Source organism: Streptomyces sp. NPDC088725 (assembly GCF_044751305.1).
Classification (GTDB): Bacteria; Actinomycetota; Actinomycetes; order Streptomycetales; family Streptomycetaceae; genus Streptomyces.
This window is the reverse complement of sequence record NZ_JBIVLO010000005.1, coordinates 17,002-39,606: the sequence shown is the minus strand read 5'-3', so window position 1 is coordinate 39,606 and position 22,605 is coordinate 17,002. Positions and strand designations below refer to the sequence as shown.

Below are 22,605 nucleotides of genomic sequence, written 5' to 3'. Positions count from 1 at the left end.
TGTTACCAGCAGTGCCGCATACGTCCTCGCAGGGACCGAGGAGGAACCGACGTAATGGGCAAGCGAACCGCGTACGACCACAGTCCGGCTCAGGCAGGTGAGCGGCGATGAGTTCTCTGCTGCTCCTGACCAACGCCCTCCAGCCGTCGACGGAGGTGCTCCCCGCACTCGGACTGCTTCTTCACCACGTGCGGGTCGCCCCCGCCGAGGGGCCCGCTCTCGTCGACACGCCTGGTGCCGACGCCATTCTGATCGACGGCCGCCGCGACCTGCCGCAGGTCCGGTCGCTCTGCCAGCTGCTCAGGTCCACGGGACCCGGCTGCCCGCTGATCCTCGTCGTGACGGAGGGCGGACTCGCCGCCGTCACCGCGGACTGGGGCATCGACGACGTCCTGCTCGACACGGCGGGGCCCGCCGAGGTCGAGGCCCGGCTGCGGCTGGCCATGGGACGCCGGCAGATCTCGGCCGACGACTCCCCGATGGAGATCCGCAACGGCGACCTGTCGGTGGACGAGGCGACGTACAGCGCGAAGCTCAAGGGGCGGGTCCTGGACCTGACCTTCAAGGAATTCGAGCTGATCAAGTACCTGGCGCAGCACCCGGGCCGGGTCTTCACCCGCGCCCAACTGCTCCAGGAGGTCTGGGGCTACGACTACTTCGGCGGTACGCGGACGGTCGACGTCCACGTCCGGCGGCTGCGGGCCAAGCTCGGCCCCGAGCACGAATCGCTGATCGGGACGGTCAGGAACGTCGGTTACCGCTTCGTCGCCCCGGAGAAGAGCGAGCGGACGGAACGGACCGCTGAAGCACCGCGCCGCGAACGGCCCGAAGAGGGCCAACTCGCCGCGCACGGCGGGTCCGGGAGCAGTGAGCGGGACGCCGGGAAGGAAGCCGCGGTACAGCCTGCCAAGCGGTAGGTCACCACGCGTAGACTGCCGCGCGTGGCCAAGGTGACGCGGGACGATGTGGCAAGACTGGCGGGGACTTCGACCGCGGTCGTCAGCTATGTCATCAACAACGGACCGCGGCCGGTCGCCCCGGCCACGCGCGAGCGGGTACTCGCCGCGATCAAGGAGTTGGGCTACCGGCCCGACCGGGTCGCACAGGCGATGGCCTCACGACGTACCGACCTCATAGGGATGATCGTCCCCGACGCCCGGCAGCCCTTCTTCGCGGAGATGGCGCACGCGGTCGAACAGGCCGCGGCCGAGCGCGGGAAAATGGTCCTGGTCGGCAACTCCGACTACCGCGACGAGCGTGAAGTCCACTATCTGCGGGCCTTCTTGGGCATGCGGGTCTCCGGACTGATCCTGGTCAGCCAGGGCCCGAGCCAGCGCGCGGCCGCCGAGATCGAGGCGTGGGAGGCGCGGGTCGTCCTGCTGCACGAGCGCCCCGAGGCGATCGACGACGTCGCGGTCGTCACGGACGACATCGGCGGCGCGCAGCTGGCGACCCGTCACCTCCTGGAGCACGGCCACCCGTACGTCGCCTGCCTCGGCGGCGTCGAGTCCACGCCCTCCGTCGGCGACCCGGTGACGGACCATGTGGAGGGCTGGCGGCGGGCGATGCTGGAGGCGGGCAAGCCGCTGGAGGGCCGCCTGTTCCAGGCCCCGTACAACCGGTACGACGCGTATCTCGTCGCCCTGAAACTCCTCGCCGGTCCCGACAGACCGCCGGCGATCTTCTGCGCCACCGACGACCAGGCGTTCGGCGTGCTGCGCGCCGCGCGCGAGCTGCGGCTCGACGTGCCGGGCGAGCTGGCGGTGGCCGGCTTCGACAACGTCAAGGAGGCGGGGCTCACCGACCCGCCGCTGACGACGGTCTCATCGGACCGCCCGGCGATGGCGCGGGCGGCGGTGGACCTGGTGCTGGACGACGGGCTGCGGGTGGCGGGGTCGCGGCGGGAGCGCGTGAAGCAGTTCCCGTCGGCGCTGATCGTGCGGCGCTCGTGCGGGTGCGAGCCGGTGGCGGAAGCCGTCGCTACGTAAGCCGGTCGCTGTCCGGCGGGGGCGCCGTCCGGCGGGGGTCGCGTGGTTTGTTGCGCGTTGCGGTCGCTGTCCGGCGCGGTTTCGCCGTCCGGCGGGGGTCGCGTGGTTTGTTGCGCGTTGCGGTTGCGCCGTCCGTTGCGGGCCGCCGTGGGCTGGTGTGACTTGGGTGCGGTCGGTGCCGGGTTCCGCGCAGGGGAAGTGTCCGCCACTGCATGATTTACGGCGTGTGAAGGCGTAGCGGACACCGGGCCGGTCGTTTCTACGCCGCAAAGTCACGCTTTACGTTCTGGACACCACCCCTCCACGGCCCCCTTCCACCCGCGGACCGCCGGTCGCTGGGGTGATCGGGGTGCCGGCCTTCGCCCGGGCCCACGCCGCCGCTCGCCGGGGCGTGGGCCCGGGCCGGATGTTGCGCGTCGAGGGTGCGCTGTGCAGCATGGGCCCTCCGGTGCGGGTCCGGCAGGGTTTCCGCCACTCCACCGCCCCTGCCACCAGCGGACCGCCGGTCACTCCGGGCGCATGAGTGGGCGCTCTTTATATCGGGCATACGTGGTTCTGTCGGGCTTCTCAGGGGCTCTTCAGTCTGTTCTCATCTCGGGCCCCGACAGTCAGTGACATGACGAACTTCCACCGCCACGGCGGCGCCGAGAGCAACGGTCAGCAGCAGCCCCAGCAGCCGTACGGGTGGTTCGACCCGGCTGCCTACCCGCAGTCGCCCGCGTACGCGCCCGTCCAGCCGCCGGAGGGCCACGCGCGCCGGGCCGGTCGGCCGGCGGCTCTGCTCGTGGCCGTGGCCCTCGCGGCGGCGGTCGTCGGTGGCGGTGCCGCCTCGCTGGTGGAGCAGCTGGCCGGCAACGGTGGTGGCGGCACGGGAGGTCCGGGCGTCAGCGGTGCGCCGGTCGCCGCGAGCAGCAGGGGCACGGTCACCGGGGTCGCCGCCGCCGTGTCGCCCGCCATCGTCGAGATCAACGCGACCTCCGACAGCGGGAAGGCGACCGGGGCGGGCGTGATCATCACGTCCGGCGGTGAGGTCGTCACCAACAACCATGTCATCGCCGGGGCTTCGGCGGTGAGCGTCCGGCTCAGTACCGGCAGGACGTACACCGCGCAGGTCGTGGGCGCCGACCCGGGCAAGGACCTCGCGCTCATCAAGCTGAAAGGTGCGAGCGGCCTCAAGACCGCCTCGTTCGGCGACTCCTCCCAGTTGAGAGTCGGTGACGAGGTGGTGGCGATCGGGTCCCCCGAGGGTCTGAGCGGCACGGTCACCAGCGGTATCGTCTCGGCGCTCGACCGCGATGTCACCGTCGCCAAGGAACAGGGCCAGAACCAGAGCCAGGAGCAGCAGGGCGGGGTCGGGGACAGCTGGCCGTTCCGGTTCGGCGGGCAGCAGTTCAACGGTGACACCGGCGAATCGACCACCACGTACAAGGCGATCCAGACCGACGCCTCGCTCAACCCGGGCAACTCCGGTGGCGCCCTGCTCAATATGGCCGGTCAGGTCATCGGGATCAACTCCGCTATCTACTCGGCCGGTTCAGGCAGCAGCGCGGGCGCGGACAGCGCCCCGGCGGGCAGTGTCGGGCTGGGCTTCGCCATCCCCGTCAACACCGTCAAGGCCGATCTCGGCGCCCTGCGCGCCGGCGGCGGCAACTGACCCTCTCAGCACCGGAGACACCGTATGGCCCGCACTGAAATCGACGTCACGCTTCCCGTGGGACCGGCCGACCTGGCACTGCCGCTCGCGCTCGCCCGTGAACTGGCCCGCTCCTGCGCGGCGCCCGGGCGCGAGCGGCGTCCTGTGACGCGCCGCGCCGCCGCCGTGCGACGCTGATAGCGCGCCGTACGTACCACCCACCCGCTGCCGCCGAGCTGACGAGGAAGAACCGACATGAGTGCCGCCGAGGGCGATTCCCAGCGGATCCTGATCGTCGACGACGAACCCGCCGTGCGCGAGGCGCTTCAGCGGAGTCTCGCCTTCGACGGATACGGGACGGAGGTCGCGGCCGACGGCGTCGACGCCCTCACCAAGGCCGAGGCGTACGCACCGGATCTGATCGTGCTCGACATCCAGATGCCGAGGATGGACGGCCTGACCGCCGCGCGCCGGCTGCGGGCCGGTGGTTCGAAGGTGCCGATCCTGATGCTGACCGCCCGCGACACGGTCGGCGACCGCGTGACCGGTCTCGACGCGGGCGCCGACGACTACCTGGTCAAGCCGTTCGAGCTGGACGAGCTGTTCGCCCGGATCCGCGCACTGCTGCGGCGCAGCTCGTACGCGAGCGAAGCGGGCGGTGTCCCGGAGAGCGACGTGCTCACCTTCGCCGACCTGCGGATGGATCTGGCGACCCGCGAGGTCATGCGCGGCAACCGGCGTGTGGAGCTGACCCGTACCGAGTTCACGCTGCTGGAGATGTTCCTCGCGCACCCCAGACAGGTGCTGACCCGTGAGCAGATCCTCAAGGCGGTGTGGGGCTTCGACTTCGAGCCCAGCTCCAACTCCCTCGACGTGTACGTGATGTACCTGCGCAGGAAGACCGAGAGCGGCGGCGAACCGCGCCTGGTCCACACGGTGCGGGGCGTGGGATACGCGCTGCGCGCCCCCGGGGGCACGTCCGGGAACGTCTCCGGAGGCGCCCCCGGGAGCGCGGAGTGAGCTGGCCCGCGGGCAAGGACCGTACGCTCTCGCTGCGGTCGAGGCTGGCGTTGCTGGTCGCGTCGGCGGTCGCGATCGCGGTGGCGGCGGCGGCCATCACCTGCTGGCTGCTGACGCGCGCCCAGCTGGAGAGCGAACTCGACACCTCCCTGGAACGGACCACGGCCTCGCCGGGCTCTGTGCAGGACGCGCTGAACAACTGCGACGCCCCGCCTCCGTCCAGCAAGCCCGGTTTCGCCTACGTCCAGGTGGTCCTGCCCTCGGGCGCCCGCTGCGTCGCGCCCGACTCGCAGCCCGTCAAGGTGCAGCCCGCGGACGTGGCGATCGCGCGCACCCCCACGCACAGCTCCTCCCTGCATTCGAGCACCACCGACGACGGCGCCGAGGTACGCGTCAACACCTCGCAGGTCTCCTTCCGCGGGCTCGGTGTCTTCACCGTCTCCGTCTCGCGCCCGCTCAGCGAGATCGACACCTCGCTGAACCGCCTCGCGCTGCTGCTCGCCGCCGTCGCGGGGCTCGGTGTGGTCGGCGCGGGCGCGGCCGGGCTGTGGGTCGCGAGGACCGGGCTGCGGCCGGTGAACGGACTGACCCGTACGGTCGAGCACGTCGCGGCCACCGAAGACCTCACGGTCCGCATCCCGGTCGAGGGCGAGGACGAGATCGCTCGGCTCTCCCGCTCGTTCAACGCGATGACCGCCGCGCTCGCCTCGTCCAGGGACCGGCAGTCGCAGCTGATCGCCGACGCCGGGCACGAGCTGCGCACCCCGCTCACCTCGCTCCGTACGAACGTCGAACTGCTCGCCCGCAGCGAGGAGACGGGCCGCGCGATCCCGCCCGACGACCGCAAGGCGCTGATGGCGTCCGTCAAGGCGCAGATGACCGAACTGGCCGCGCTCATCGGGGACCTCCAGGAGCTGTCACGCCCGGACGCCCCGGGTCCGGGACCGCTCCAGGTCGTCGCGCTGCACGACATCGTGGAGAGCGCGCTGGAGCGCGCGCGGCTGCGCGGCCCCGATCTGACCATCGACGCGCGGCTGAACCCCTGGTACGTACGGGCCGAGCCGGCCGCCCTGGAGCGCGCGCTGGTCAACGTGCTGGACAACGCGGTGAAGTTCAGCCCGGCCGGCGGCTCGGTGGAGGTGGCGCTCGGCCGCAGTGGTGAGCTGACCGTACGGGACCACGGCCCCGGCATCCCCGCCGAGGACCTGCCGCACGTCTTCGAACGGTTCTGGCGCTCGCCGAGCGCCCGCGCGCTGCCGGGCTCGGGACTCGGCCTGTCGATCGTGGCCCGTACGGTCCAGCACGCGGGCGGCGAGATCGCGCTGCGCCCGGCGGCGGGCGGCGGAACGGTCGCGGCCATCCGGATCCCGGGAGCGGCGAAGCCACCGCCGGACGAGCCGCCGCGCACCTGACGGGGCCGGGCGTCCCGCGGTCTCCCGGTCAGTCCGTGCCGCCGAGGGGGATTCCGGGGCCCGCCGGCTCCACCCGGATTCCCTCGCGCTCCACAGTGATGTGCTGGAGCCGGAGATCGCCGGGGGGCTTCGGGAGCGTGAAGGAGAGCGCGAGCCGGTCGGACCGCTCGGGCAGCCTCAGGTGCGGGAGCGCCTGGATCAGCGCGGGGTCGACTCCGGCCTTCTCCAGCAGCCACGGGTGCTCCGCGACCGCGTCCACGAGGTTCACCTGCGCCGACTGCCGTCCGGCGCGCCGTACGCTCTGCGGCGGCGCCGGCGGTCACACGCCGGCGCCGCGCTGGTGTCAGCCGTGGTGCGGGGTCAGCCGTTGTGCGCGATCAGCGACTCGACCAGTCCCGGCCGGGTGGTGGGGAAGTCCAGCGGTACGATCCCGAGCCCGCGCCAGCCGCTCGCCTCGGATCCGTCGATGAACGCGTGGACCCTCGGGTTGAGGTTGTCGGAGTTCCAGCGGGGCGGCAGGTACGCGGCCGTGGACACGTAGTTGATGAACACCTTGCCCGGCTGTCCGGAAGCCTCGCGGAACTGGTCCTCGATCTGCGGGTACTTGGCGTCCGGCAGCGCCTGGTAGTCGTCCTGGATGTCGAAGAGGTTCCCGTCGCCGTAACGCACCCCGGGCAGACCCGCGTTGTCGGCGAGCAGGACAACGCGTCCGCGCGCCTCACCGAGCGCCGGCAGGGCCGAGTCGAGCCAGAAGAGCGAGCGCCAGCCCTTGTCGTCCAGGTAGGTGTCGAAGATCCGCCGGAATTCGGCGTCGCTCTCCGTGGAGTACTCCTGCTTGACCCGCATCAGGACGGTCTCCGAGGGGTGGGCCTGGAGGAAGTCCCGGCAGGCGCCCAGCACATCGTCGAAGTTGAGGTTCTGGTAGAAGGCCTCGTGGTGGATCGGGAAGGCGTTCTCGAACGCCCGGCAGCGGACGTCGAGGAAGCGGATGCCGCTGTTCAACTGCTCGGCGATGCCGGTCTCCTGGCAGGCCACGTAGAGCCCGCCGACGGTCGCGCCGGAGTCGTGCGTGCCGGGGATGGTCAGCTGGTTGAGGGCCGTCCCGTCGCCGAGGCCGCCCATCCAGTCCGAGACGGCGAGCGTGCTCGGGGGCGCGGCGGGCGAGGCCGCGAGGGCCGGGACGGCTCCCGCGCCGACGAGCGCGGTGGCGGAGACGGCAAGAGCGCCGGCGAGGAAACCTCTGCGGCCGAGCCTGCCCGCTCCGGCGTCCGGGGCTGAGCCGGGGCCTGCGCTGGTGCGAATGTCCATGTCGGGGGGCCTCCGTGGGCCGTGTGGGGGATGTGGAGGAACAGCCACCGAATTATGACCGGTACACGTCACAAGAGGAAGAACAAACGGCCACCGACATGCGGAAGGGCGGTGAGCATCCGCCCACCGCCCCTGAACGCCTGCGCGCTCTCCGCGCCACGCACGCGCTCCGTGCCTGCCCGTGCGGCAACTCGCCGCGCGTTACGGCTCGTTGGCGCCCGCCACTGCTACCGCTACCGCTACTTGACGACCGTGATCCGGTCGGCGGCCGGCGGCGCGAGCGGCGCGTCCGCGCTGGAGTTCGCTGCCAGGTAGGCGTTGAACATGTCCAGGTCCGATGCGCCCACCAGCTTGTTCGCGCCCTCGCCCAGAGCGGCGAAGCCGTCGCCGCCACCGGCCAGGAACTCGTTCATCGCGACGCGGTACGTCTTCGCCGGGTCGATCGCCTCGCCGTCGAGCCGGATCGAGTCCTTCACCACGCGGTCGGCGCCCGACTTGGTCATGTCCAGCGTGTAGTGGAGGTTCTTCGAGATCTGGAGGATCTTCGGCGACGCCTCGTTCGCCCCGCTGACCTGCTGCTGGAGTGCCGTGACCAGCTGGGTGCCCGTCAGGTCCACCGCGTTCATCATGTTCGTGAACGGCTGGACCGTGAACGACTCGCCGTACGTCACCACGCCGTCGCCCTCACTGCCGGAGGCCGCGTACACCAGGTCCGCCCTGATCCCGCCCGGGTTCATGAAGGCGACCTGCGCACCGCCCTTGTCCGCCGGAGCCATCCCCGCCAGCTGCGCGTCCGCGATCACGTCACCGAGAGGCAGCTCGGGCGTGTCCGTGCCGCGGCCGTTGATGTCCGCCGAGATGAAGCCCTGCGGGGTGTTCGCGATCGGCGCCGCCACCTTGTTCCAGCGGGCGATCAGGTCGGTCATGTCCTTGGCCTTCGTCTGCTCGCGGCTGACGATGTGGTTGGCCGACTTCACGCCCGTACGGACGATGTCGTTGGTCTTGCGGTCGTACGTCAGCGTGGTGTCGGTGTAGAGCTTGCCGAACGACGACGCCGACGTGACCATGCGCGGCTTGCCCGACGGGTCGGGGATCGTGCAGACGTACGCGTTGTGCGTGTGTCCGGTCACCAGCGCGTCGACCTTCGGCGAGATGCCCTTGGCGATGTCCACGATCGGCCCGGAGATCCCGGCGCCCGCACTCGGGCTGTCGCAGTCGTAGTCGTACGAGCCCGAGGCGGGCAGGCCGCCCTCGTGGATCAGCGCGACGATCGACTTGACGCCCTGCTTGTCGAGTTCCTTGGCGTACTTGTTGACCGTCTCGATCTCGTCGTGGAACTTGAGCCCCTTGACGCCCTCGGCCGTGACGACGTCCGGTGTGCCCTCCAGCGTCACCCCGATGAAGCCGATCTTGACGCCGCCCTTCTTCCAGACGGTGTACGGCTTGAGGATCGGCTTGCCGGTCTTCTCCGACGTCACATTCGCCGCGAGGTAAGGGAAGTCGGCGCCCGGGAACTTCTTGCCCTTCTCGTAACAGCCGTCCGTCGGGTGGCAGCCGCCGTTCTGAAGACGCGCCAGCTCGGTGGCGCCCTCGTCGAACTCGTGGTTGCCCACGGACGTCACATCGAGATCTATCTTGTTGAGCGCCTCGATGGTCGGCTCGTCGTGGAAGAGCCCGGACAGCAGCGGACTCGCGCCCACCATGTCGCCGCCCGCGGCGGTGACGGAGTACGGGTGGCCCTTGCGCGCGGTGCGCAGCGAGGTCGCCAGGTACTCGACACCACCGGCCGGGACCGCCTCCGTCGTGCCGTCGGCCTTCGTCCGCGTCACGGTGCCCGCGGAGCCGGCCGGCGGCTCCAGGTTCCCGTGCAGGTCGTTGAAGGACAGCAGCTGCACGTCGACGGTGCTCGGCGCCTGGTGACCGTGCCCCTTGCCGTGGCCATGACCGCGGTCATGGGCCGAGGCGGCCGGCATCGCGGCGATCAGCGCGCCTGCGGTGACCAGCCCGGCAGCCGCGGCGAGCACCCGCCCGGCGGCCCGGTTCTTCTGCGGTGTCGCTGACATCGTTCCCCTTGTAAGTGCGGCGTGATGGTGGAGACATGATCGCGAGAAGGCGATCGTGGAGCCTGATCGCGAAGAGTCGTACGGTCCTGCGGGCCCGTGAGAGCGCATGAGGATTCCCGTGCGCAGCCTAGAGTCCACGCGCGTAGCGCGACAGAGATGGCGGGTTACGACCTGGTTGCCATCACGGCAATGCCCCGAACGTCCCCCGCCCCGCCGGACTTCCCGGGCCGGCCGCGCTCCCCCTCCCGGGCCGGCCGCGCTCCCCTCGCCCACCAGCTCCCCGGGCCGCCGAACATCCCGCCCCCGCCGGACTCCCCGGGCTCCGCCGCGCCTCCCGGGTACCGCCGAACGTCCACTCCCACCGGGCTCCGCCGCGTGTCCCGGGCCGGCCGCGCTCCCCTCCCGGGCCGGCCGCGCTCCCCTCGCCCGCCGGTTCCCCGGGGCCGCCGAACGTCCCGCGTCCGCCGCGCTTCCTTCGTCCGCCGCCCACGCGCGAGGCCGGGACCAGGGCGGTTCCGGCTTCTCGGGCCGGGGTCGCCGTACCCTCGACCCCATGACTGACGCAGCAGCCCACGAGCCCGGCCGACAGATCCTGACCCTTGACGCGCTCACCCCCGAACAGGCGGAGGACGTCCTCGGCCTGCTCGCCCTGGCGGCGGAATCCGACGGTGTGCAGGCCGTGTCGGAACAGGGCCGGCTCCAGTTGCGTGGCGGACACCGCGCGGGTGTACGGCACTTCCTCGTCACGGCCGGCGACGAACTGGTCGGGTACGGGCAGCTGGAGGACACCGACCCCGTCGAGGCACCCGCCGCCGAGTTGGTCGTCCACCCCGAGCGGCGCGGCCGGGGACACGGCCGCGCGCTGGGCAACGCGCTGATGGCCGCGTCCGGGAAGCGGCTGCGCGCCTGGGCGCACGGCGGAAAGTCGGCGGCCCGGCATCTGGCGCAGGTCCTCGGCCTGACGCTGTTCCGTGAACTGCGCCAGCTGCGCCGCCCGTTGAACCCGCTGAACATCCCCGAGCCGGTGCTGCCGGCCGGCGTCACCATCCGTACCTTCGTGCCCGGCCAGGACGACGCCGCCTGGCTCGCCGTCAACTCCGCCGCCTTCGCCCACCACCCGGAGCAGGGCGCGCTGACCCAGCGGGACCTGGACGACCGCAAGGCCGAGCCGTGGTTCGACGCCAAGGGCTTCTTCCTCGCGGAACGCGACGGCGAACTGATCGGCTTCCACTGGACGAAGGTGCACGCCGCCGAGCAGCTGGGCGAGGTGTACGTCGTCGGCATCAGTCCCGACGCGCAGGGCGGCGGCCTCGGCAAGGCGCTCACCGCGATCGGCCTGCGCCATCTGGCGGCCGAGGGCCTGCCGACCGCGTCGCTCTATGTGGACGCCGACAACACGGCCGCCGTGTCGGTCTACGAGCGGCTGGGCTTCAGCACGCACGAAGTGGACCTGATGTACCGCACGGAGCACTGACCCGGGCAGCGAGATCCCGGGACGGACGGGAAGCAGGCCCGCCCCGGCGGACATCCCGGACGGGCGGGGAAGCGGGCCCACCCGGCGGAAGTCCGGACGGCCGGGGAAGCGGGCCCCGGGGCCGCGATCCGGAGCGCGGAATCCGGGCCGCGCGGCGCCGGCGTACGCCCGCCCGGCCGCCCGCCCGGCCGTCCGTGGCGCGAATTCGGGGCCGTCGGCCGCCGGCGTACGCCCGTTCACCCGGCGCTCAGGCCTGTGACCGGCGGTGACTCCGGCGCGCGGGGACGATTCCCGCCACCCTCAGCAGGCGCTCCGGGGCTTCGCGGCCCCGGGGGGCCCTGCCGCGCTTCCCTTCACGTCATCTCACCGTTACCGACCATTCAGACGCCCTTGGGACTCTCTCCCAATGCAGCCCGCTGTGCCCCCCGCTCCGAACGGCATGATCCGCCACCTCACCCCCGCTCTCTCCGACGCGCCTGTCTTGCCCTCAGCGCGGAAGAATAGGGATATGAGCCAGCAGCCCGCCGAGGTCCCGGTCCAGCATCCGCAGCCGTCCGTCGGTTTCATAGCCGCCCACCGGCCACATACGGTCTCCGGGCACGCCTCCGATCTCGAACCCGATCTCGACACCGACCTCGACTCCTACGAGGGCGGCACCGGTCCCGACGGCACAGAACTGCCCCAGGGACGGTTCCTCGACCGCGAACGCAGCTGGCTGGCGTTCAACGAACGCGTCCTCGAACTGGCCGAGGATCCGGCCACCCCGCTCCTCGAACGGGCTAACTTCCTCGCCATCTTCGCGTCCAACCTCGACGAGTTCTTCATGGTCAGGGTCGCCGGACTCAAGCGCCGCATCGCGACCGGGGTCGCCACCCGCTCCGCGTCCGGCCTCCAGCCCCGCGAAGTCCTCGACCTGATCTGGACCCGCTCGCGCGAACTCATGGCCCGGCACGCCGCCTGCTACCAGCAGGACATCGCGCCGTCCCTCGCGGACGAGGGCATCCACATCATCCGCTGGCCCGAGCTGACCGAAAAGGAGCAGGCGCGCCTCTTCACGCTCTTCCGCCAGCAGATCTTCCCGGTCCTGACCCCCCTGGCCGTCGACCCGGCCCACCCCTTCCCGTACATCTCCGGGCTCTCGCTCAACCTGGCCGTGGTCGTACGCAACCCGGTCAGCGGCCACCGCCACTTCGCGCGGGTCAAGGTGCCGCCGCTGCTGTCCCGCTTCCTGGAGGCGTCGGCGCACCGCTTCGTCCCCCTCGAAGACGTGATCGCCGCGCACCTGGAGGAGCTGTTCCCCGGGATGGAGGTGCTGGCGCACCACATGTTCCGGGTGACGCGCAACGAGGACCTGGAGGTCGAGGAGGACGACGCGGAAAACCTCCTCAAGGCCCTGGAGAAGGAACTCATGCGGCGCCGCTTCGGGCCGCCGGTGCGCCTGGAGGTCGAGGAGTCCATCGACCCGTACGTCCTCGACCTGCTGGTCCGCGAGCTGAAGATCTCCGACGCGGAGGTCTACCCGCTGCCCGGACCGCTGGATCTCACGGCGCTCTTCGGGATCGCCTCGCTGGACCGGCCCGAGCTGAAGTTCCCCGCGTTCATCGCGGGCACGCACCGCGACCTCGCCGAGGTGGAGTCCGCCTCCGCGCCGGACATCTTCGCGGCCCTGCGCGAGCGCGACGTCCTGCTGCACCACCCGTACGACTCGTTCTCGACGTCCGTCCAGGCCTTCCTCGAGCAGGCGGCGGCCGACCCGGACGTCCTGGCCATCAAGCAGACGCTCTACCGGACCTCCGGCGACTCCCCCATAGTCGACGCGCTGATCGACGCGGCGGAGTCCGGCAAGCAGGTCCTCGTCCTCGTCGAGATCAAGGCACGCTTCGACGAGCAGGCCAACATCAAATGGGCCAGGAAGCTCGAAGAGGCCGGCTGCCATGTGGTGTACGGGCTCGTCGGGCTCAAGACGCACTGCAAGCTCTCCCTGGTGGTACGCCAGGAGGGCGAGAACCTGCGCCGCTACAGCCACGTCGGCACCGGCAACTACCACCCCAAGACGGCACGGCTCTACGAAGACCTCGGCCTGCTCACCGCCGACCCGCAGGTCGGCGCCGACCTGTCCGACCTGTTCAACAGGCTCTCCGGCTACTCGCGCCGCGAGACCTACCGCAGGCTGCTGGTCGCGCCGAAGTCCCTGCGCGACGGGCTCGTCACCCGCATCAACAAGGAAGCCGCCCACCACCGCTCGGGCCGGCCCGCGTACGTCCGCATCAAGGTCAACTCGATGGTGGACGAAGCCGTCATCGACGCCTGCTACCGGGCCGCGCAGGCCGGGGTGCCCGTCGACATCTGGGTGCGCGGCATCTGCGCCCTGCGCCCCGGCGTCCCGGGGCTCTCGGAGAACATCCGGGTCCGCTCGATCCTCGGCCGGTTCCTGGAACACTCCCGGATATTCGCGTTCGGCAACGGTGGCGAGCCCGAGGTGTGGCTGGGCAGCGCCGACATGATGCACCGCAATCTCGACCGCCGCATCGAAGCGCTGGTACGGGTCATCGACCCGGCCCACCGCGCCTCGATCACCCGGCTGCTGGAAACCGGCATGTCCGACAGCACCTCCTCCTGGCACCTGGGCCCGGACGGCAACTGGACCAGGCATGCCACGGACCCGGAGGGCCAGCCGCTGCGGCACGTTCAGGAAATGCTCATAGACGCCCGGAGGCGCCGGCGTGCAGCACCATGAAGTCGACACCGAACGGCTGACCGCGGGCGAGGTCCTGGCCGGATACCTGCACGCCCGGGCCGGGGATTTCCTGCGCAGTCTGCGGCAGTACAGCGAGTGCGGCTCGGACACGGCGGCGGCGGAACAGGCCGCCCGTGCCCTGCGCGGCTCCGCCCGAAGAATCGGCGGCAGCCTGCACACGTACCGTCCGCTGCTCGACCCCGCGTGGGCCGACGACCTGCGTACGGAACTGGCCTGGCTGTCCGGCACCCTCGCGCAGGAACACGCCTGTACGGCCCGGCTGCACCGCCTCGTCACGGCGCTGGCCCGGCTGTCGGGCGCGAGCACCGCCGCCGTACCCGCCGCCCGTGCGGGAACCCCGGCGGCCACGCAGCCGCCCAGCACCCTCACCGTCGGGGCGTCGCGCGCCGGCGCGCTGCTGGAGCGTCAGCTCACGCTCCAGCGGACGCGCTCGCACTCGGCGGCGCTCCAGGCGCTCGGCTCCTCCCGCTTCCACGCGGTCGCGGACGCCGTGGCCGTCCTGGCCTCCGACGTGCCGCTCTCACCGATGACCGCCGCGCCCGCCGTCGAGGTCCTCGCGCAGCCCGTCGAGGCCACCGAAGGGCAACTGCTCGACGCCGTCTCCCGGCTGCCGCTGGAACTCGCCGCGCACCCGTACAACGCGGAGGCGCTGGTGCACGGCCTGGCCACCCCGGCGGACGGTGAGGCGCAGGACGCGCCGTGGCACCACGTACGCCAACTGCTGCGCCTGCACCGCTACGGCCAGGAGGTCTGGTGCGCCGGAGGCGTCCCCGACCCCGTACTGACCGCCGCCGGTCAGACCCTGGACCACCACCGCGACGCGGCAGAGGCCTCCGCCGCCGCCGCGAACGCGGCCCGCACCCCGCGCATCGCCCCCGCGACGGCGTACGCCCTCGGCGTGCTGCACGCCGACCAGCGCCTGGAAGTCGAGGCGGCCCGCTTCGCGTTCCAGCAGGTGTGGCAGCGGACGGCGGTGGTCGCGCCATGAGCGAGAATCAGCACGTGACGAGCGGCGAGAACCAGCACGCCGTGGAAAAAGACGGGGATCAGGACATGGCAGGCACGCACCGGCGCGACGACCTGGTGCTCGCGGCGGGCTGCGTCCTGTGGCGCCGCTCACCGCACGGCGACGGCGGCACCGAGATCTGCTTGGTCCACCGCCCCAAGTACGACGACTGGTCCCACCCCAAGGGCAAGCTCAAGCGCGGCGAGGAAACCCTGACCGCCGCCCTGCGCGAGGTCCTGGAGGAGACGGGCCACCACTGCGCGCCGGGCGCGCACCTGGGCACCATCCACTACCAGGCCCAGGCCCGCCCGAAGCAGGTCACGTACTGGGCCGCGGAAGCCACCGGCGGCGAGTTCAGCGCGAACGACGAGGTCGACCGCGTCCTCTGGCTCTCCCCCGAAGGCGCGAGGGCCCGCCTCACCCAGGCCCGCGACCGCGCCCTGATAGACACCCTCCTGGAAAACCTGCCCACCCTTTCTTAGGGGCTCCGTTCGCCTCCGGGGCGCCTTGTGCCACTGCCGACAGCCGACCGTGCTCGGTTCGTTCGTTCCTCACGGCCTCCGCGCGCTCTCCCTTTCGGCAGCGGCGCGCCCCTTCGGCTCACTCGCCAGGGGACGTGAGGCGGCCCGCGCCGAGTCGTCCGGGGCATTGTGTGGCGCTGCGGACGACTGAACGTGCTCGGTGCGTTCATCCGTCACGAACCTCCACACACGCCCCCTCCCGGCAACGGCACGCCCCCTGGACTCACTCACCAGGGCGCGCTGTTGCCAAGACACCTCGCCCCCGGCCCGCCCCTAGCCGCCCTGCGAGTGAGCCGAAGGGGCGCGCCGGCACAGAGCGCCCCGGAGGCGAACCGAGCCTCAAAAAATACAAGCACCAGTCCGCCCATCACGGTTCACTTTCCGTTCACCTTTCTCCGTCGGCGCCTTCACCTGGTCTGCCTAATTTCGGTCCTACACGGTGGAGAGCAGACAGCTCACCACCAATCACCCCGACGCACGCCGCCCGCGAACCCAAGCAGCCGGCGGCTCTTGGAAGGAAACACCCGAAGTGAAGCTTCTGCGCAAGAACGGGCTGCGCGCCACCGCGCTCGGTGCCCTCGCCGTCTCCGGCGCCCTGGTTCTCACGGCGTGCGGCTCGGACAACAACAGCGGAGAGCAGTCCGACTCTTCCTCGAAGCCTGCGGCCGCTTCCTCCATCGCCTGTGACGGCGCCAAGGGCCAGCTGCGCGCGTCCGGTTCGAGCGCCCAGAAGAACGCTCAGGACGTGTGGGCCAAGGACTACATGGCCGCCTGCTCCGGCGTCGAGATCAACTACAAGGCCTCCTCCTCCGGTGAGGGCATCGTCGCCTTCAACGCGGGCACCGTCGCCTTCGCCGGCTCGGACTCGCCGCTGAAGCCCGAAGAGGTCGCCGAGTCCAAGAAGGTCTGCACCGGCGGCCAGGGCATCGACCTGCCGATGGTCGGCGGCCCGATCGCGGTCGGTTACCACGTCGAGGGCGTCGACAGCCTCGTCCTGGACGCTCCGACGATCGCGAAGATCTTCAACTCGAAGATCAAGAACTGGAACGACGCGGCGATCGCCAAGCTCAACCCCGACGCGAAGCTCCCGAACAAGCCGATCCAGGCGTTCCACCGCTCGGACGAGTCGGGCACCACGCAGAACCTCGGCAAGTACCTCGCCGCGACGGCCAAGTCCGACTGGACGTACGAGCCCGAGAAGAAGTGGCCGGCCCCGGGCGGCCAGGCTGCCTCCGGTTCCTCCAGCGTTGCCCAGCAGGTGAAGCAGGTCGACGGCTCGATCGGTTACTTCGAGCTCTCGTACGCCACCTCGCAGCAGATCAACACGGTCAAGGTCGACACGGGCGCCAGCGCCCCGGTCGAGGCCACCGCTGAGAACGCCTCCAAGGCCATCGCGGCCGCGAAGGTCGTCGGCACCGGCAAGGACCTGTCGCTCTCCCTCGACTACACCACCAAGGCCGACGGCGCCTACCCGCTCGTCCTGGTGACGTACGAGATCGTCTGCGACAAGGGCAACAAGGCCGAGACGCTCGACACGGTCAAGTCCTACCTGAACTACACCGCCGGCGATGAGGGCCAGAAGAAGCTCACCGCCGCCGGTTACGCGCCGATCCCGGCCGAGATCAACGCCAAGGTCCGCGAGACGATCGCCGGTCTTTCCTAATCCGGTCCGATCCTCGCCGCCTTCGCTGAAGGAATGAAGTGACAACGGCCGGTCCTGACCACGAGGTCCGGGCCGGCCGTCGTCCGTCCATCCGGTGCACCGCCGCCAGGGGAGCAGCAGTTCCCCAACCACAGACCGGAAAGATGATGGCTTCCACCACACCGATAGAAACCCCACCCGCCCCACCTGCCCAGCGCCCGTCCAGCAGTTCGACGGGCCGCGCGGGCGACAAAGTCTTCCTCGGCCTCTCCCGCGGCTCGGGCATTCTGCTGCTCGTCGTCATGGCCGCGATCGCCGTGTTCCTCACGTACCGCTCGGTCGTCGCGATCTCGGCGGACGAGGGCAACTTCCTCACCACGTTCGACTGGAACCCGTCCGGGAAGCCGCCGGTCTTCGGCATCGCGGTCCTCCTGGTCGGTACGGTCGTCAGCTCGATCATCGCGATGGTCATCGCGGTCCCGATCGCTGTCGGCATCGCGCTGTTCATCTCGCACTACGCGCCCCGCAAGGTGGCCACTCCGCTCGCCTACGTCGTGGACCTGCTGGCCGCCGTGCCCAGCATCATCTACGGCATCTGGGGCGCGCTCGTTCTTGTGCCCTATCTCGACGGCCTGAACCTGTGGCTCGACCACTACTTCGCGTGGACGTACGTCTTCGACCAGACGCAGCCCGGTGTGGCCCGCAACATGCTCACCGTCGGCATCCTGCTGGCGATCATGATCCTGCCGATCGTGACCAGCGTCAGCCGTGAGGTCTTCCTCCAGGTCCCGCGGATGAACGAAGAGGCCGCCCTCGCGCTGGGCGCCACCCGCTGGGAAGTCATCCGGCTGTCCGTCCTGCCGTTCGGACGCTCCGGTGTCATCTCCGCGTCGATGCTGGGCCTCGGCCGCGCGCTCGGCGAGACGATGGCCGTCGCCACGGTGCTCTCGCCGAACTACCTGATGTCGTTCCATCTGCTCAACCCGGGTGGCGGCACGTTCGCCCAGAACATCGCGGCGAACTTCGACGAGGCCAACGAACTCGGGCGTGACGCCCTGATCGCCTCCGGCCTCGTACTCTTCATCCTCACTCTGCTGGTGAACGGTGCGGCACGCCTGATCATCGCGCGCCGCAAGGAGTACTCGGGAGCCAACGCATGAGCCACGCAGTCATACCGGAAACGCCGGCCCCGGTCCCGCCGTCGCCCCACCGCAACGGCAGCCTCGGCGCCCGCAGTCTCCCGCGCTGGGCTCCGGCCGGCTTCGCCGTCGTCGCGATCGCCCTGGGCGTGGCCATCGGCGCCGCCGCCGGACTGACGAGCAAGGTCCAGTGGGGCCTGATCGCCGTCGTGGCCTTCCTCGTGCTCTCGTACGTCACCACCACGGTGGTCGAGAACAAGCGCCAGGCGAAGGACCGCCTCGCCACCAGCGTCGTCTGGGTGTGCTTCATCCTCGCCGTCATCCCGCTGTTCTCGCTGCTGTACACCACGATCAGCCGTGGTGTGGCGGACTTCAGCCCGTACTTCCTGTCCCACTCCATGGCCGGTGTCCTCGGCTCCGAGCAGGGCGGCGGTGTCTACCACGCGCTGCTCGGCACGCTGGAGCAGGTCGCCATCGCCACCGTCATCGCCGCCCCGATCGGCCTGCTCACCGCGGTCTATCTGGTGGAGTACGGCAAGGGCTCACTGGCCAGGGCCGTGACCTTCTTCGTCGACGTCATGACGGGCATCCCGTCCATCGTCGCGGGTCTGTTCATCCTCTCGATCATGCTGATCGGCAAGATCGAGCCGTCCGGCCTGATGGGCTCGCTCGCCCTGACGATCCTGATGGTCCCGGTCGTGGTCCGCTCGACCGAGGAGATGCTCAAGCTCGTCCCGAACGAGTTGCGCGAAGCCGCGCTCGCCCTGGGCGTACCGAAGTGGCGCGTGATCCTCAAGGTCGTCCTGCCGACCGCGATCGGCGGAATCACCACCGGCGTGATGCTCGCCATCGCGCGTATCGCGGGCGAGACCGCTCCGATCATCCTTCTGGTCTTCGGCAGTCAGCTGATCAACTCGAATCCCTTCGATGGTGCTCAGTCGTCGCTCCCCTTCTACATCTACGAGCAGTACAAGATCGGCGAGACGGCATCGATCGACCGCGCCTGGGCCGCTGCCCTGGTGCTGATCGCCTTCGTCATGATCCTCAACCTCGTCGCCCGCGGCATCGCCCGCTGGAAGGCCCCGAAGACCGGCCGCTGAGGCCGCGATATCCGGCTCCGCGGCGCGGGGCCACGAAAGAAGCAGTGAATTCACATGGCCAAGCGAATAGACGTCAGCGGGCTCTCCGCCTACTACGGATCCCACCTCGCGATCGACGACATCTCGATGACCGTGGAGCCCCGCTCCGTGACGGCCTTCATCGGTCCGTCCGGCTGCGGTAAGTCCACGTTCCTGCGCACCCTCAACCGGATGCACGAGGTCACCCCCGGCGGCCGCGTCGAGGGCAAGGTCCTCCTGGACGACGAGAACCTGTACGGCTCGAACGTCGACCCGGTCGCCGTACGCCGTACGGTCGGCATGGTCTTCCAGCGTCCCAACCCGTTCCCGACCATGTCGATCTTCGACAACGTCGCGGCCGGCCTGCGCCTCAACGGCAGGTACGGCAAGAAGGAACTGACCGAGATCGTCGAGAAGTCCCTCAAGGGCGCGAACCTCTGGAACGAGGTCAAGGACCGCCTGAACAAGCCGGGCTCCGGCCTCTCCGGCGGCCAGCAGCAGCGTCTGTGCATCGCCCGCGCGATCGCGGTCGAGCCGGACGTCCTGCTGATGGACGAGCCGTGCTCCGCGCTCGACCCGATCTCCACGCTCGCGATCGAGGACCTGATCGGCGAGCTGAAGGAACGGTTCACGATCGTCATCGTCACGCACAACATGCAGCAGGCCGCGCGCGTCTCGGACCGCACTGCCTTCTTCAACCTGGCGGCCGTCGGCCAGCCCGGCAAGCTGATCGAGATCGACGAGACCGAGCGCATCTTCGCCAACCCGTCGGTCCAGGCGACAGAGGACTACATCTCCGGCCGCTTCGGATAAGCGACCGGGGATCACTGAGCCGTCCTGCGGTGCTGCATGGCGGTGCCACCGCAGGACGAAAGGGCCCGCCCCCTCTCCCAGGGGGCGGGCCCATTTACGTTCCGGTTCAGGCGCGGAGCACGCGTCAGCCGAAGAAGAGCTGCACGATCCAGAAGCTCACCGCGGCCACCAGCCCGGCGGCCGGCATCGTGATGAACCAGCCGAGAATGATGTTCTTGGCGATGCCCCAGCGCACCGCGCTGACCCGCTTCGTCGCGCCGACACCCATGATCGCCGAGGTGATGACGTGCGTGGTGGAGACCGGGGCCTGGAAGATGTACGAGGTGCCGTAGAGGATCGCCGCGCCGGTCGTCTCCGCCGCGAATCCCTGCGGCGGGTCCAGCTCGATGATCTTCCGGCCCAGCGTCCGCATGATGCGCCAGCCGCCCGCGTACGTGCCCAGGGACAGTATCAGCGCGCAGACGATCTTCACCCAGACCGGGATCGGGTCGTTGGACGTTTCGACATCGGCGATGACCAGGGCCATCACCACCACACCCATGGTCTTCTGCGCGTCCTGGAGTCCGTGCCCGAGCGCCATGCCGGCCGCCGAGACGGTCTGGGCGAGCCGGAAACCGCGCTTGGCCTTGTGCGGGTTGGACCTGCGGAACAGCCACATGATCGCGACCATCACCAGGTACCCGACGACCAGGCCGACTATGGGGGACAGGAACATCGGGAGGACGACCTTCTCCAGCACCCCGCTCCAGATCACATGCGTACCGCCCGCGAGCGCGGCGCCCACCATCCCGCCGAACAGCGCGTGCGAGGACGACGACGGCAGCCCGAAGTACCAGGTGACGAGGTTCCAGACGATGGCACCCACCAGCGCGGCGAAGAGGATGGTCATCCCCCGCGACCCCGTCGGCGTCGCGATGAGTCCCTTGCTGACTGTCTCCGCGACCCCCTGCCCGAGGAAGGCGCCCGCGAGGTTCATCACCGCGGCCATCGCGAGAGCGGCCCTGGGGGTCAGCGCCCGTGTTGACACCGATGTCGCGATGGCGTTCGCGGAGTCGTGAAAGCCGTTGGTGTACGTGAAACCGAGCGCGACCGCGATGGTCACGATCAGTGCGAAGGTGTCCACGAGGGTCAGGACTCCTTGACCGTGATGGTCTCCACCGTGTTCGCGACGTGCTCGAACGCGTCGGCGGCCTCTTCAAGCACATCGACGATCTGCTTGAGCTTGAGCACCTCCATCGCGTCGTACTTGCCGTTGAAGAGATGGGCCAGCAGCTTGCGGTGGATCTGGTCGGCCTGATTCTCCAGGCGGTTGACCTCGATCCAGTACTCGGTCAGGTTGTTCATCGTCCGCAGATGCGGCATGGCCTCCGCGGTCAGATCCGCGGCCCTGGCCAGCACCTCGATCTGCTGCTCGACGCCCTTCGGAAGTGCCTCGATGTTATAGAGGACAACGAGGTCGACCGCTTCCTCCATGAAGTCCATGATGTCGTCGAGCTGGGACGCGAGGCTGTAGATGTCCTCACGGTCGAACGGCGTGATGAACGACGAGTTGAGCTGATGGAAGATCGCGTGGGTGGCGTCGTCGCCCGCGTGCTCCGCTGCCCTCATCCGCTCCGCGATCTCGGCTCTGGCGGAGGAGTCCGCACCGAGCAGTTCCATCAGGAGCTTGGAGCCCGTGACGATGTTGTCCGCGGACGCGGAAAACATGTCGTAGAAGCTCGTCTCCCTGGGGGTCAGACGAAATCGCACGTGGGGTCCTCGGGTTACATGGGATTCGGTCAGGCTGATGCTAGGCGCAAGATTCGGCCACGGCTAACCCGCCGGACCGGACCCCAGTGTGGCCCATACGGGGCCAATGAGCGGCACAGGGCCCTGCCCCAAGGCTCACGGACCGGGTACGCTATACCCACGTGGGGTATATCCGCCCCTTTCCGGACAACCCATCCTGGACAGCCCACCGACCCGGTCGTCCCCGACCGGACAGCTGGAGGACCCGATGACGACCACCGAGGCCGCCGACGGCACGACGGCGAGCGCCGCGCCCTCCACCACCGACCAGGACCCAGCGGTGTACGGGTACCACGCGCGGAAGAATGAACACCTCAAACGGCTCCGCAGAATCGAGGGCCAGATCCGCGGGCTTCAGCGCCTCGTGGACGAGGACGTCTACTGCGTCGACATACTCACGCAGGTCTCCGCCTCCACCAAGGCGCTCCAGTCCTTCGCGCTCCAGCTCCTCGAAGAGCATCTGCGGCACTGCGTCGCCGACGCGGCGGTCAAGGGCGGCGAGGAGATCGACGAGAAGGTGGCGGAAGCGACGAAGGCGATCGCCCGGCTGCTTCGCACGTGACATGCGCACGTGGGCGTGCGCCCGTGACATTCGCACGTGAAAGAAGGGGGAACCGGGGGACTTCGCCGGGGCTTGGGACGGCCACCAGAATCTAAGGGGCCTCCACGGGGGCTTCCGGCGAGGCTGCCCCGGGAGCGGGCGGCGCTGCGGCGGACGCGGGAAGGGCGCGTACCACTTGCAGTACCTCGTCGATCCGGTCGGGGCTGAGCCGCTCCCCGTCCACGGCGGAGGCCGCGATCATCAGCTCGCCGCACAGTTCGATCTCGGCCAGGGCCACGTGGTCATGAACGGCCGGCGTACGCAACGAAGCCACGCGCTCCCACCTCTCCCTGCCGGTGTCGCCTTCCCTGAAAAGGACAG

Annotated in this window: 21 protein-coding genes; 15 read left to right on the top strand and 6 right to left on the bottom strand. The window is 70.0% G+C overall.

Going from position 1 to position 22,605, the window contains the following annotated elements; genetic code table 11:
- Positions 1-107 precede the first annotated feature (107 nt).
- From ACIP6N_RS13470 to ACIP6N_RS13445, 6 genes are all read left to right on the top strand, one after another.
- On the top strand, positions 108-917 hold the full coding sequence (locus tag ACIP6N_RS13470) for a response regulator transcription factor (RefSeq protein WP_401815315.1): 810 nt from the start codon (positions 108-110) through the stop codon (positions 915-917).
- A gap of 24 nt (positions 918-941) precedes the next feature.
- Entirely contained in the window at positions 942-1,988 is a 1,047-nt protein-coding gene (locus tag ACIP6N_RS13465) for a LacI family DNA-binding transcriptional regulator (RefSeq protein ID WP_401815313.1), read from the top strand.
- Between the two features lie 616 nt (positions 1,989-2,604).
- Complete coding sequence (locus tag ACIP6N_RS13460; protein WP_401815311.1) at positions 2,605-3,642, top strand: S1C family serine protease; 1,038 nt, start codon at positions 2,605-2,607, stop codon at positions 3,640-3,642.
- A 24-nt stretch (positions 3,643-3,666) separates the two neighbouring features.
- Positions 3,667-3,819, top strand: a complete 153-nt coding sequence (locus ACIP6N_RS13455; RefSeq protein ID WP_401815310.1) for a hypothetical protein — start codon at positions 3,667-3,669, stop codon at positions 3,817-3,819.
- A 57-nt stretch (positions 3,820-3,876) separates the two neighbouring features.
- Positions 3,877-4,641, top strand: a complete 765-nt coding sequence (locus tag ACIP6N_RS13450; RefSeq protein WP_401815308.1) for a response regulator transcription factor — start codon at positions 3,877-3,879, stop codon at positions 4,639-4,641.
- On the top strand, positions 4,638-6,053 hold the full coding sequence (locus tag ACIP6N_RS13445; protein ID WP_401815306.1) for a sensor histidine kinase: 1,416 nt from the start codon (positions 4,638-4,640) through the stop codon (positions 6,051-6,053). The genes ACIP6N_RS13450 and ACIP6N_RS13445 overlap by 4 nt, the downstream gene beginning before the upstream one ends.
- Positions 6,054-6,081: 28 nt before the next feature.
- On the opposite strand, the gene ACIP6N_RS13440 is transcribed toward ACIP6N_RS13445, so the two are convergent.
- From ACIP6N_RS13440 to ACIP6N_RS13430, 3 genes are all read right to left on the bottom strand, one after another.
- Complete coding sequence (locus tag ACIP6N_RS13440) at positions 6,082-6,312, bottom strand: hypothetical protein (protein WP_401815305.1); 231 nt, start codon at positions 6,310-6,312, stop codon at positions 6,082-6,084.
- A 101-nt stretch (positions 6,313-6,413) separates the two neighbouring features.
- Positions 6,414-7,361 (bottom strand): phosphatidylinositol-specific phospholipase C, encoded by a 948-nt coding sequence (locus ACIP6N_RS13435; RefSeq protein WP_401815304.1) that lies wholly within the window; start codon positions 7,359-7,361, stop codon positions 6,414-6,416.
- 239 nt (positions 7,362-7,600) lie between these two features.
- Positions 7,601-9,424, bottom strand: a complete 1,824-nt coding sequence (locus tag ACIP6N_RS13430; protein ID WP_401815303.1) for a bifunctional metallophosphatase/5'-nucleotidase — start codon at positions 9,422-9,424, stop codon at positions 7,601-7,603.
- Between the two features lie 553 nt (positions 9,425-9,977).
- Between ACIP6N_RS13430 and mshD the strand changes: the two genes are divergently transcribed.
- The 8 genes from mshD (at position 9,978) to pstB (ending at position 19,895) form a co-directional block, all read left to right on the top strand.
- Positions 9,978-10,898 (top strand): mycothiol synthase, encoded by a 921-nt coding sequence (gene mshD, locus ACIP6N_RS13425; protein ID WP_401815302.1) that lies wholly within the window; start codon positions 9,978-9,980, stop codon positions 10,896-10,898.
- A gap of 508 nt (positions 10,899-11,406) precedes the next feature.
- Entirely contained in the window at positions 11,407-13,635 is a 2,229-nt protein-coding gene (locus ACIP6N_RS13420; protein WP_401815301.1) for an RNA degradosome polyphosphate kinase, read from the top strand.
- Complete coding sequence (locus tag ACIP6N_RS13415; protein WP_401815299.1) at positions 13,622-14,644, top strand: CHAD domain-containing protein; 1,023 nt, start codon at positions 13,622-13,624, stop codon at positions 14,642-14,644. The genes ACIP6N_RS13420 and ACIP6N_RS13415 overlap by 14 nt, the downstream gene beginning before the upstream one ends.
- Before the next feature lie 65 nt (positions 14,645-14,709).
- A complete protein-coding gene (locus ACIP6N_RS13410) occupies positions 14,710-15,144 on the top strand; it encodes an NUDIX hydrolase (protein ID WP_401816160.1) in 435 nt (144 codons plus the stop codon).
- Positions 15,145-15,712: 568 nt separating this feature from the next.
- Complete coding sequence (gene pstS, locus ACIP6N_RS13405; RefSeq protein ID WP_401815298.1) at positions 15,713-16,846, top strand: phosphate ABC transporter substrate-binding protein PstS; 1,134 nt, start codon at positions 15,713-15,715, stop codon at positions 16,844-16,846.
- A 146-nt stretch (positions 16,847-16,992) separates the two neighbouring features.
- Positions 16,993-17,985: a phosphate ABC transporter permease subunit PstC gene (gene pstC, locus ACIP6N_RS13400; protein ID WP_401815296.1), complete on the top strand. Its 993-nt coding sequence runs from the start codon at positions 16,993-16,995 to the stop codon at positions 17,983-17,985.
- Positions 17,982-19,064 carry a phosphate ABC transporter permease PstA gene (gene pstA, locus ACIP6N_RS13395; protein ID WP_401815295.1) on the top strand — a complete coding sequence of 361 codons (1,083 nt, stop codon included), beginning with the start codon at positions 17,982-17,984 and terminating at the stop codon, positions 19,062-19,064. Before pstC ends, pstA begins: the two co-directional genes overlap by 4 nt.
- A gap of 54 nt (positions 19,065-19,118) precedes the next feature.
- On the top strand, positions 19,119-19,895 hold the full coding sequence (gene pstB, locus ACIP6N_RS13390; protein ID WP_401815294.1) for a phosphate ABC transporter ATP-binding protein PstB: 777 nt from the start codon (positions 19,119-19,121) through the stop codon (positions 19,893-19,895).
- A 124-nt stretch (positions 19,896-20,019) separates the two neighbouring features.
- Here pstB and ACIP6N_RS13385 read toward each other — a convergent pair whose 3' ends face one another.
- Positions 20,020-21,018: an anion permease gene (locus ACIP6N_RS13385; protein WP_401815293.1), complete on the bottom strand. Its 999-nt coding sequence runs from the start codon at positions 21,016-21,018 to the stop codon at positions 20,020-20,022.
- A 5-nt stretch (positions 21,019-21,023) separates the two neighbouring features.
- Complete coding sequence (locus ACIP6N_RS13380; RefSeq protein ID WP_401815291.1) at positions 21,024-21,644, bottom strand: DUF47 domain-containing protein; 621 nt, start codon at positions 21,642-21,644, stop codon at positions 21,024-21,026.
- 247 nt (positions 21,645-21,891) lie between these two features.
- On the opposite strand from ACIP6N_RS13380, the gene ACIP6N_RS13375 reads away from it, so the two are divergent.
- Positions 21,892-22,245: a metal-sensitive transcriptional regulator gene (locus ACIP6N_RS13375; RefSeq protein WP_401815289.1), complete on the top strand. Its 354-nt coding sequence runs from the start codon at positions 21,892-21,894 to the stop codon at positions 22,243-22,245.
- A 91-nt stretch (positions 22,246-22,336) separates the two neighbouring features.
- On the opposite strand, the gene ACIP6N_RS13370 is transcribed toward ACIP6N_RS13375, so the two are convergent.
- Complete coding sequence (locus ACIP6N_RS13370) at positions 22,337-22,558, bottom strand: hypothetical protein (protein ID WP_401815288.1); 222 nt, start codon at positions 22,556-22,558, stop codon at positions 22,337-22,339.
- Positions 22,559-22,605 lie beyond the last annotated feature (47 nt).